7 protein-coding genes are annotated in these 12,190 nt (G+C 38.8%); 6 read left to right on the top strand and 1 reads right to left on the bottom strand.

Translation table 11 applies throughout. The features are described from left to right. The first annotated feature begins 22 nt into the window (after positions 1 to 22). The gene (locus HW347_RS08850; RefSeq protein WP_214611544.1) at positions 23 to 1,540 is read left to right on the top strand and encodes a sulfatase-like hydrolase/transferase; all 1,518 of its coding nucleotides are present in this window, start codon (positions 23 to 25) and stop codon (positions 1,538 to 1,540) included. A 201-nt stretch (positions 1,541 to 1,741) separates the two neighbouring features. On the opposite strand, the gene HW347_RS08855 is transcribed toward HW347_RS08850, so the two are convergent. Then, positions 1,742 to 3,298 carry an alpha-L-fucosidase gene (locus tag HW347_RS08855; RefSeq protein WP_214611545.1) on the bottom strand — a complete coding sequence of 519 codons (1,557 nt, stop codon included), beginning with the start codon at positions 3,296 to 3,298 and terminating at the stop codon, positions 1,742 to 1,744. A 361-nt stretch (positions 3,299 to 3,659) separates the two neighbouring features. Between HW347_RS08855 and HW347_RS08860 the strand changes: the two genes are divergently transcribed. Genes HW347_RS08860 through HW347_RS08880 form a run of 5 tightly spaced genes read left to right on the top strand, consistent with a single transcriptional unit; the run spans position 3,660 to position 12,179 of the window. Continuing rightward, positions 3,660 to 6,137 carry a glycoside hydrolase family 2 TIM barrel-domain containing protein gene (locus tag HW347_RS08860; protein ID WP_225901880.1) on the top strand — a complete coding sequence of 826 codons (2,478 nt, stop codon included), beginning with the start codon at positions 3,660 to 3,662 and terminating at the stop codon, positions 6,135 to 6,137. 5 nt (positions 6,138 to 6,142) lie between these two features. After that, positions 6,143 to 7,546, top strand: a complete 1,404-nt coding sequence (locus HW347_RS08865) for a glycoside hydrolase family 28 protein (protein WP_214611546.1) — start codon at positions 6,143 to 6,145, stop codon at positions 7,544 to 7,546. Between the two features lies 1 nt (position 7,547). Next, entirely contained in the window at positions 7,548 to 8,936 is a 1,389-nt protein-coding gene (locus HW347_RS08870) for a glycoside hydrolase family 28 protein (protein ID WP_214611547.1), read from the top strand. Positions 8,937 to 8,940: 4 nt separating this feature from the next. Then, positions 8,941 to 10,509, top strand: coding sequence for a sulfatase-like hydrolase/transferase (locus HW347_RS08875; protein ID WP_214611548.1), 1,569 nt, complete (start codon positions 8,941 to 8,943; stop codon positions 10,507 to 10,509). A 53-nt stretch (positions 10,510 to 10,562) separates the two neighbouring features. Next, positions 10,563 to 12,179 (top strand): sulfatase-like hydrolase/transferase, encoded by a 1,617-nt coding sequence (locus tag HW347_RS08880; RefSeq protein ID WP_214611549.1) that lies wholly within the window; start codon positions 10,563 to 10,565, stop codon positions 12,177 to 12,179. Positions 12,180 to 12,190 lie beyond the last annotated feature (11 nt).

Genomic DNA, 12,190 nt, shown 5'->3' on the forward strand with positions numbered 1-12,190 from the left:
ATTTAACCTAAAAATTAATCCTTTGAAAAATTTAACGCTTGCCCTTATCTCAGTACTGCTCTTCTCTTGCAAGGCTGAAAAAAAAGAAGTACCACCTTCTAAACCCAATGTAGTTTTCATTTTTGCCGATGACATGACCTATTCAGCAATAAATGCTTTGGGAAACAAAGAAATTCAAACTCCGAACCTAGATAAATTGGTACATAAGGGCACCACCTTTACCCATGCTTTTAATATGGGCGGATGGAACGGTGCCATTTGTGCAGCATCTAGAGCCATGATCATTTCCGGACGTAAGCTTTGGGAAGTAAACGAGTTCCGTGAAAATTGGAGCAACGGAAAAGAATTTGATAAAACATGGGGTAAACTCATGGAAGGCGCAGGCTATGACACCTATATGACGGGTAAATGGCATGTTGACGCAAAAGCTCAAAACGTCTTTCAAAATGTAGTCCACGTACGTCCGGGAATGCCTGGTGACGCATGGGCTGCCGAGAATACCGGTTCCAAGTTTAAAACATTAAAAGAACAAGGTAAAAAACCCGCAGATATTATGCCTGTGGGCTACAATAGACCTCAAAACGAAAATGATACCGTATGGACACCTACAGATATGAAGTTTGGAGGATTCTGGCAAGGTGGCAAACATTGGAGCGAAGTTCTAAAAGATGATGCTCTTGGCTTTATAGACCAAACTAAAACGAGTGAGAAGCCTTTCTTTATGTATTTGGCCTTCAACGCACCTCATGACCCGAGACAGGCGCCACAAGAGTTCGTAGACTTGTACCCTATAGATGATATTAGCGTTCCTGAAAGCTTTCTACCCCTCTACCCTTATAAAGATGGGATGGGTAATAGTCCAAGTCTTAGAGATGAAGCTTTGGCTCCTTTCCCAAGAACAGAATATGCCATAAAGAAACATACGCAAGAGTACTACGCGCTAATTTCTCACCTTGATTTTCAAATCGGGGAGATTTTGGATGGATTAGAGAAAACCGGTAAAATGGATAATACCTATATCATTTTTACTGCTGATCATGGTCTAGCAATGGGTAAACATGGCCTTTTAGGTAAACAAAGTCAGTTTGACCATAGTATACGTGCTCCATTTATGATTGTTGGGCCTAAAGTTCCGGAAAACAATAAAATTGATTCTGATATCTATTTACAAGATGCTATGGCCACAACTTTAGAACTAGCTAGTATTGAAAAACCCGAATATGTGTTCTTTAATAGCGTTTTAGACCTTGTAAAAGGAGAACGTAAGGAGAGCCACTACGACGCTATCTACAATGGTTATATAGACTTACAGCGTATGATTCGTAAAGACGGTTACAAACTTATTATTTATCCAAAAATGGATGTGGTTTTGTTATACGACTTAACAGCTGACCCAAAAGAAATGAATGATTTAGCAGCTAATCCTGAATACAAGGAAAAAGTAGATACCATGTTTGCCGAGTTAATGCAACTCCAAAAAGATATGGAAGACACGCTAGATATTAGCAGCGTACTGGAAAACTACAGAGCAAAGAAGTAAAACTCCTTTGCAGCTTGCCTTTATTAAAAACAGCCTTGTTCATCTGAATGAACAAGGCTGTTTCTTTGCATTCAACTTTACAATGAGCATCCAAAGCATTTTTATAATCTCTGGTATGAACATAAAAAAAGTGCATCGACTATTAACAATCGATGCACTTAAAACTAACACAAAAAAACAATCTTTTAAAAGAGATTTACTCTAAATTGTAATCTCTAATACGTGGGCATATTCACCCGATTTCTTACCTAAATCCTTAATTGTAAGGGCTTCTTTCGTTTGCTCAAAATCTATTTTAGCATCACTACCCAATAATTTTACTGCTTTGATATCCACGCCTTCTGCAAATGCATTGGTACTTCCCAAAGACTCTATGTCAATCTTACCATTCTCTGGCCAAGCCAACATAATAGCGTATAGCTTATCTCCTTTTTTGGTAAACCGAATATCTTGTCCTGTAAACTCTTTGTTTTTTCCTTCGGAATGGTGTCCTTTTTTAACCTCTGTAGGGCCTTCTCCAAAAGTTTTCCAATATCTAGTATCGTAGATAGCATCGCCGTTAACAGCTAACCAATCCCCTATTTGCAATAGAATTTCTTTTTGGTCATCAGGAATGGTTCCATCTGCTTTTGGGCCTACGTTTAGTAGTAAATTTCCGTTTTTAGAAACAATATCTACTAAATCATCTATCAATTGGTTAGGAGTTTTAGAATCCCAATTCGTAACATGAGACCAAGAATTTTTACCTATTGAAGTATCTGTCTGCCATGGCAACTCACGAATACCAGGAAGCTTTCCTCTTTCTAAGTCATAGATTACAGTTCCTTCAGGAAAGGCTTCATGCCCAAAATTCTTATCATTTATTAAAACCTCTTTACCCCATTCACGACCTTTGTTATAGTAGTATGCTGCCAATTTTGGTCTTAAGTCTGCAAAATCTTCAATATCTACATAGAAATCGAAATAAAGAATGTCTGGCTGATACGTGTCTACCAAATCAATAGTTCGCTTCCACCATCGTTCTTTAAACTCCTCCGAAACAGGCTGCGTTAAGTCCTTTCCTTTACTAGAATACAAATCGGCATACTCAGGGTCAACGGTATCAAACTTATCCTTCTTATTATAAAAAGACCAGTTAAAAGCAAAGTGAGAAGAAGCCCCCATTTTTAAACCCTGCTCACGACCTTCTTTAAAAAGTTCGCCTAATACATCTCTTTTTGGACCCATATCAAATGAATTCCAACGTGTTGTATTAGATTTATACATAGCAAAACCATCATGGTGGTCTGCAACTGGGACTACATATCTAGCACCAGATTTCTTAAAAAGGGTTATCCATTCTTTAGCGTCAAATTTTTCGGCCTTGAACATTGGGATAAAATCTTTGTAACCAAATTCCTTTTGGTCTCCCCACGTCTTTTTATGGTGCGTATAAGTTGCATTAGGTCCTTTCTTCCCTTTTTTAAGTGTGGCAGAAAAAGTAGCCGTATCCATATACATCTGTCTAGGATACCATTCTGAACCAAAAGCAGGAACCGAATAGGCTCCCCAGTGAATAAAAATCCCGAATTTATCGTCACTAAACCATTTAGGGTCTTTATAGTTTTTCTTGATAGATTCCCAATTAGGCTGAAAGACTTTAGTCGTATCAGCAGCACTTAATTGTGCTGTATCCTTTTGATTTTTCTTATCTGAACTGCCGCAGGAAGCTATACAGATAATGGCGACTGAAAGTGCCGCTAAATGTTTAAAATTCATAGTGTGGTTGTTATTGACGATACCATTTTATTTCGCCCTATTAGAAGTTGCTAAATTCTAATTTTATGCCCCATCTGCGAGCCACGAATGTGCTAAAGTTTATAACAAATGAACATTTACTCTTGCTGTTTTAAGCAACCTACATGCTTCTATTGGTTTATGATAAACCTAAAAACTAGACAAAACATTGACAAACCTTAATCTCTCATAAATCTCAATGTTTACTCTGTGACGCCCTAAACTCCAGACTCACTTATCTGAGCTTCTCTAAAAAAACCATCTGTTCTATTCTTTCAGCTGTACGTGGTCTTTTGCCTGAAAATTATTTTAGACTTTCACCACTATAATTATTAACGCAAAAATGATGTTGAAAAAAAGCTTTCTATTTATCCTTTTACTACAATTCAGTTTTTCTTTTGGTCAACTGAGTTCTGAAGCTACAAATGGTGATGTATCCTTTAATAGCGGTTGGCTCTTTCAAAAGGGCGACCCTTCTGGAGCTGAAAAGTCCACTTTTAAAGATGCCGATTGGCGCAAGCTTAATTTACCGCACGATTGGGCCATTGAAGGTCCTTTTGATAAAAAATACAATGCTCGTACAGGAGGTTTGCCCGTTCACGGTACGTCATGGTACCGCAAACATTTTACGATAGACAAAAAATATGCAGCTCAGCAAATAGCTGTGTTGTTTGATGGTATCATGAACAATAGTAAGGTCTATATAAACGGAACGTATATTGGTGAGCGTCCTTTTGGTTATATGGGTTTTGAACTGGATTTAACACCATATATTAAATTTGGGGAAGAAAATGTCATTGCTGTTAGAGTTGCTCCAGAGGATTTAGCTTCTCGCTGGTATTCCGGAGCTGGTATCTATAGAAATACCTATCTAAAAATAAATAACCCCGTCCACATTCCACTTTGGGGAACCTATATTACCACGCCTGAGGTATCCGATGAAAAGGCTACGGTAAAAATTGAGACTACGGTAAAGAATGCCGTTGGTAAAGTAGCTTCGGTTACTTTAGAAACCAAAATAATTGACGGACTTAATAACGTAGTGGCTTCTAGTAGTCAAAAAATCAAACTAGAAAAATCTTCTGATAAAGTAGTTATAGACGAAATAACAATGAACAATCCCAACCGATGGGGAATTGAAAATCCTTATTTATATGATGTTGTTACTCAAGTAAAAAAAGGAAATACAATTTTAGATGAGTATAGTAGTACTTTAGGAATTCGGAGTATTTCCTTCGATGCTAAAAAAGGATTTCTGCTGAATGAAAAACCAGTAGAATTTAATGGGGTATGTATGCATCATGACCTTGGGCCTCTAGGTGGTGCCGTAAATTACAGAGCAACCGAGCGCCAAATGCAAATTATGCAGAGTATGGGCGTGAACGCGTTACGAACCAGTCACAACCCTCCGTCTCCAGAAATGCTTCAGATATGTGATAAAATGGGCATTGTAGTATTAGACGAAGCTTTTGATGAATGGAAAATACCAAAGGTCATTAACGGGTACAACAAGTTTTTTGACGAATGGCATGAGCGTGATTTGAGAGATATGATCAAAAGAGATCGTAACCACCCTTCTGTAGTAATGTGGAGTATTGGTAATGAAATCATAGAGCAACGCGAAAAAGACGGCTGGAAAGTTGCTAAAATCCTTAGCGATATTTGCCATGATGAAGATCATACCAGACCAACTACCGCAGGTTTCAATAATTACCCAGGAGCATTTAAAAATAAACTAGCCTATCAGATAGATATTGTAGGTCTTAACTACAAGCCTTTTGATTATGGGGAAGTGATTAGAGAAAACCCTGATATGATTGTTTACGGTTCGGAGACCTCATCGCAGACCAGTAGCCGTGGTACTTACGCCCTACCTATTACACATGACCATAAGAAGGAAACGTTGGAAGTTTCTAGTTATGACGTAACTGTTGGTCCTCCATGGGCATATCCTCCAGATGTTGAGTTTGACGTACAAGCCGAAAACCCTACATTTTTAGGTGAATTTATGTGGACGGGCTTTGATTATCTTGGCGAACCTACCCCTTACGGTGGTCGCGATAATTCTACGGATGGATATTGGAATGCAGATTGGCCAGTACACGCCTCTTACTTTGCTCCAGTAGATTTATGTGGATTTCCAAAAGACAGATACTACCTCTACCAAAGCCAATGGACTACAGAGCCTATGGTTCATGTACTACCACACTGGAACTGGGAAGGAAAAGAAGGTGAAGAAATTCCAGTTTATGCCTATACCAATTGTGATGAAGTAGAATTGATCGTGAACGGAAAGTCAATGGGTAAAAAAGTAAAAGGAGTTGATACTACCGATATCCCAGCGGAATTCCGTGGATTTGAAAAAGGAATGTACACTTCAAAATATAGATTGAGTTGGAATGTTCCTTACCAACCGGGAAGCTTAAAAGTAATTGGTTATAAAGATGGTAAAGCTGTTGCTGAAAAAGTAATTAAAACAGCTAAAAAAGCATCAAAAATACGCTTAACAGCAGACCGTACGGAAATAACTGCCGACGGAAAAGACCTTTCTTTTATTGAAGTAGATATTACAGATGCGGATGGAAACCTTATTCCTAATGCCGATAACCAAGTACAATTTACCATAGAAGGCGCTGGAATTCTTGCCGCTGTGGGTAATGGAAACCCAGCTTCTTTAGAGTCGTTTCAAGATGCTAAGATCAAGGCATTTAATGGAAAATGTTTACTCGTAGTAAAATCTACCGAAGCTGCAGGAAACATTACAATTTCTGCTTCTTCTAACGGATTGGAAAGCACAAAAACAATAGTTAAAACAAAATGATTCAAATGAAAATATCTCGATTTTTCTGTTTTGCTATATGCTCATTATTTTATTTGCAGGCGGCAGCCACAGACTTTAATGTACTTGATTTTGGCGCAAAGGCCGATGGTGTTACTATAGACACCAAAGCCGTACAAAGCGCCATAGATGCATGTACCAAAAATGGCGGTGGCAGGGTTTTGATTCCCGCTGGTAAAACAGTAGTAACAGGTACCATTTACTTAAAGGATTTTGTTACCCTTCACGTTGAAAATGGAGCAACACTTCTTGGGAGTCCCAATTATGATGATTATGCAACGGACACCCATAAGAATATGTACAAGAACGAACCTCACATGGATCGTTGCTTGATCTTTGCCAAAGACGCACGTTCCATTGCCATTGAAGGTTATGGAACTATTGACGGGAATGGGCACAAAGAAAACTTCACCAAGAAAAAAGGTGGTAGACCAATGATGATCAGGTTTGTAAACGTGAAAGACATCCACCTTAATGATATTACCCTAATCAATCCTGCGGCATGGACGTCTGCTTGGCTCTACTGTGATAATATTTCTGTGAGCGGAATCAACATCATAAGTCGCGTAAACAATAACGGAGACGGGCTGGATTTTGATGGATGTACAAACGTGCGCGTAAACAATAGTAATTTTGATAATAGTGATGATAGTATTTGCTTGCAAGCCTCAAGACCGGACAAACCTTGTAAAAATATTACAGTCAGCAATTGCCATTTTAGTACCAAATGGGGCGGAATGCGCATTGGACTCCTATCTCGCGGAAATATAGAATCGGTTACCGTTACCAACTGTACTTTTAAGAATATTCAGGATTCGGGACTTAAAATTCAGCAATGCGAAGGTGGCGAAATGAAGAATATGGTCTTCAGTAATTTGGTAATGGAAAATGTACCACGCCCAATTTTCATGACTTTCGCACAACAAATTGCTTCCGTAGATACGCCTGAGGGCCAGTTTGAGCCGCTAAAGAGAATGCACAACTTTAGCTTTAGCAATATTGTGGTAGACAATTCCAAGCTAGATAAAAACTCAGCCTTCTTTCTAACAGGCTTCCCAGGGCATTCAATTGAAGATGTCACTATCAAAGATGTTCAATTTGTAGTTTCTGGTGGCGGGACTAAAGAAGATGCAAAAAAAACAGATATCAAAGAATACACCCCAGAAGTACTTAATGGTTGGTGGCCAGAATTCAGTTTAGTGGGTACCCTACCCGCTTCCGGACTTTATGCTCGTCACATAGATGGATTGATTGTTGAAAATTTCAGAATAAAGACGGTAAACGAAGACAAAAGAGCTCCAATTGTTCTAAAAAACGTCACAAATAGCGAAATAAGTAAGATTTACTTAAATAAAAAAATCGTTACTAAGGAACAAATCCAGAGAAACTAAAATGAAGATTCAACTACATTATATAGGTCTATTAATCACTCTTATTCTGTTTGTAGGCTGTAATACAAAATCAGATAGTTACAACGCTGCTGATTTTGGTGCCATAGCCGATGGAAAAACAGTAAATACAGAGGCTATTCAACAAGCCATTGATGCCTGTAACCAAGATGGAGGCGGTACCGTAATACTTGAAAAAGGAGATTATGTTTCAGGTTCGCTGCTATTAAAAGATAATGTTACGCTTCATATTGCCAAAGATGCTAAACTAATTGGGAGCTCCAATCCTTTAGATTACCAAAGTATAGATACGTTTACTGATGCTACGGGACAAAAAAGGGGCAATTGCCTTATTGGCGCAAAAAATGCTACAAACATTGCCGTAACCGGTAAGGGGACTATTGATGGAAACGGGGAAGCTTTTCTATCAAAAAACATAAAGGCAAAAATTAAGGAGCTGAACATTACCGAAACCGAAGGTTTTGGCTCAAACAGGCCTTTTCTTTTACGGTTCGTAAATTCTTCTCAAATTAAAGTACAAGATGTTCATTTACGCCAACCAGCTGCGTGGACTTGCCATTTTTATCAATCCAATGATATTTTGGTGGATAACGTTTCCATTTATAGTCACGCCCATAAAAACAATGATGGAATTGACTTAGATTCCAGTTACGATGCTGTTATTAAAAATTGCGACATCAACACAGGCGATGATGCTATTTGCATTAAGACCACGAGTCCAAAACCCACCTATAACGTAAAAGTTAGCGATTGTAAGCTCAGAAGTGACTGGGGTTCGATCAAGTTCGGAACCGAGTCTATGGGAGACATGTACAACATAGACATTAAAAACTGCCAGATTTATGACACCAAAGGAGGGGGCATCAAAATCTTAAGTGTGGACGGCGCCAATATTCACGATGTGACTATAGACGGCATTCAAATGGACCGAGTAGATATGCCTATTTTTATTAGGCTTGGAGAACGTTTGCGTACCTACCGCGATGCCGAAAAACAAGCGGTTGGCTCTATCACTAATGTAGTTATCAAAAATATTAAAGGCAATGCCCGGGTTTTGGATAGCTCTAGGGTAAAACCACCTTCGGGCATATTAATTACGGGAACTCCAGACCATAAAGTTGGTAAAATAACTTTAGAAAATATTGAATTGGAACTACCGGGCGGAGGCTCAGAAGAAGATACCATGGCCAAAGTTGTGGAAGATGTTGAGAGGTATCCAGAATTCAGCTTCTTTAAAATACTACCTGCCTACGGCCTCTACGGAAGGCATATAGAAAGTATACAAACCAACAACGTCGTGTTTACTTTAAACGGTGACGATAAAAGAGAATCTCAAGTTTTAGTGGACACCAATACAACTCAATCAGAATAACATTATGAATTTTAGAAATCGATTTTCCCTTTGCTTTTTAGTCGTTTTTAGTACGCTATCGGCTCTTCCGGTCAATGCACAAAAACGCAAAGCAAAAAAGAAAGACCAACCCAATGTACTTATTATCTATACAGATGACCACCGCTTTTCAGGGGTACATGCATTGGGCGGAATGCAAGTAAAAACACCAAATATGGATACTTTGGTTGCCGATGGAGTTTCATTTTCCAACAGTTATCTAATGGGAGCATTTTCCGGTGCCACCTGTGTTCCTAGTAGAGCTATGTTGCTTACTGGCAGAAACGTATTTGATTTAGAAGGGCAAGGACACAGTATTCCTCCTGAACATAAAACTATAGGCGAAGCTTTACAAGCCCAGGATTACAACACCCATATTGTTGGAAAATGGCATCAAGATAATGCTTCCTTGGCACGTTCTTTTGATTCGGGAGATAGGCTTATGTCCAGAGGTTTATATCTAGTCGACCATTTTCGTATGCCTTTGTGGGACTGGAAAAAAGATGGTGACTACAAATTTGAAGATGGCTACCTATTGGAATATGATGAAAACGGAAAAGTCGTTCGCAGACCAGTAACTAAAGATGAGAAAAGAGGTCCGTCTGGTACGGAGAAAAATGGCCCACACACCTCTGAAATCTATGCAGAAAGTGCTTCCGAATTTATTACAGACTATAGAAAGAAAGACCCGTTCTTTATGTATTTAGCTTTTCACGCACCACATGACCCAAGACAGGCACCACAGAAATACAAAGACATGTATCCTGTTGAAGACATCGTACTTCCTCCTTCTTATATGGCGCAACACCCTTTTGACAATGGAGATATGTTCCTTAGAGACGAAGAATTGGCCGTGTGGCCCAGAACACCAGAAGTTGCCAAACAAGAACTTTCTGATTACTATGCCATTATTACGCATCTAGATGACCAAATAGGTAAAGTCATTGCTTCATTGAAAGAAAGCGGTGCCTATGAGAATACGTTAATCGTTTTTGCTGGTGATAGTGGTCTTGCAGTTGGAAACCACGGCTTAATGGGAAAACAGAATATTTATGATGAAGACGGAGTTCATATTCCACTTGTCTTTTCAGGAAATCTTATAAAAGATAAGGGCAGTAAAAGAGATGCCTTTGCCTACAATTTTGATATTTTCCCAACCATATTCGATTTTATCGATGTTGACGCGCCTAGTTCTGTAACAGGCAAAAGTCTCTTACCTGTTATCAATAAAGAGAAAACAAGTGTTCGCGATTATACGTACCACGCCTACAAACAATTCCAAAGAGCGTATAGAAAAGGTGATTATAAATTAATTGAGTACGTACGTGCCAATAATTATGACAAAAAAAACGGAGAAACCGTAAAAGGTTCCCGTGTTACCCAATTATTCAATATAAAAAATGACCCTTGGGAAGTTTATGACCTTTCCTTCTTTCCAGAATATGCGCAGCAAGTGAAAACTATGCAACAAGAAATGAAAGAGAAAGCTAAAGAATTGGGCGACACCAAAGAAAATATTGAAGGAGAGAAATATGGTTTTTGGGAGTTTTATTAAGTCCATTCAGCATATAAAATCAACTTACTTTAAAACAGCTTCAAACTAGAAAAATGAAATTTACGAATCACAAAATCATATGGGCCTTAGTTGGTTGCTTTACCATTTCATCTGTTGGAACGGCCCAAGAAAAACCTAATATCATCCTTTTATACGCTGATGATATTAGCGCTCGTGAATTACCCATTTATGATTCTACAGTTTGGAGTCCTCCAAAGGGAGGTAATACCTCAGAGCCTCAATACAGAGCTGAAACACCCGTGCTTAACCAACTCTCTAAAGATGGGTGTTATATTAAAACGGCATGGGCAGCAACGGTCTGTGGGCCTAGTAGGGCAATGATGATGACGGGAAGGTATGCGCATTTACATAAATGGTGGCACAATAAGGATAAAGGCAAGGCGCCCAACGGCAAAGGCATTTGGGACTTATATGACAGTTCTCCGCACTCCATAGCTAATGTGGCTAAAGCTGGAGGCTACGCTACATTTTGGGCAGGAAAAACGCAAATGAATATTGAAGGGTTTCAGTTTGACGAAGCTTGTTTTACACCTGGTGAAGGCTCTTACAACAAAGCCATTCATACCACGGACTTCCGATTAGAAACTAGAAAAGAAGATGGAAAAAAGAAGATTTTCAATGCAGACACCAATAAAGAAATTCACAAGAAAAGTTATGTGCAATCCGGTTGGTACTGGAAACCGCATGTGCAGCTAAAGAATTATCCGGGAACGAACAAAGAATTTGTTTGGTGGCCCAATACTAAAAAAGCGGAAAAAGATTTTGGGTTAAACACCTTTGGGCCTGATGTGGAGTTAGATTTTATTTTTGATTTCATGGAAAGAAAGCAAAAAGAAAAGGAACCCTTCTTTGTATACCACACGAGCCACCTAGGTCATGACGCATGGGATTTTCTTAACCCTAATTCTGGAAACAAATGGCCAGGAACTCCAAAAATTAGTTGGGACGGCAATAAATATACTCGTGTTACACCCAATGTTACGGGAGATAATGGCAAATATGACACGCACGGAACTGTTACAGAAAGTGGTATTCACAACCATGTCAATTATCTAGATTATCAAGTTTGGAAGTACATGAATAAACTAAAAGAGCTTGGTATTGAGAACAACACCATTTTTATTTTCTGTGCAGATAACGGAACAAGTGGTTATGGAAAATCTAGTCCAGTTTCACAAAAAGGAACCCACGTGCCACTTATCATTTACGCTCCGGGTATGAACCTCACCAAAAAAGGTATGCAAGATGTACTCGCAAATATGTCAGACATGCTTCCTACCATTGCAGATATTGTTAATGTGAAAATACCGGACAGCTACGAAATCAACGGAGAAAGTCTTATTCCATTTTTAACGACGAATAAAAAAACGCATCGAGAGTGGATTTACGGGTATCACAAAGAGACCCAAATAGTAAGAGGAAACCTCGTACTTAAAGATGGAAATAATGTTTGGTATGATGTGAGCAAAACTCCTCAAGACCTAATCAGTTTTCCTGTAATTAAAGATTGGAGCAAGGTATCCGAAGCGCATAGAAAAGAACGCGATAAGTTATTGAAAACTATTCCTAAGTTTGATTTACATGAAACGGAGCACGATGCTCCGGTAAATGGTATAGGAAAGGTAGAACCGCTAAAGTTGAAAAAATAAAAAAATATTCA

Origin of the sequence: Zobellia barbeyronii (assembly GCF_018603515.1) — a bacterium.
Classification (GTDB): domain Bacteria; phylum Bacteroidota; class Bacteroidia; order Flavobacteriales; family Flavobacteriaceae; genus Zobellia; species Zobellia barbeyronii.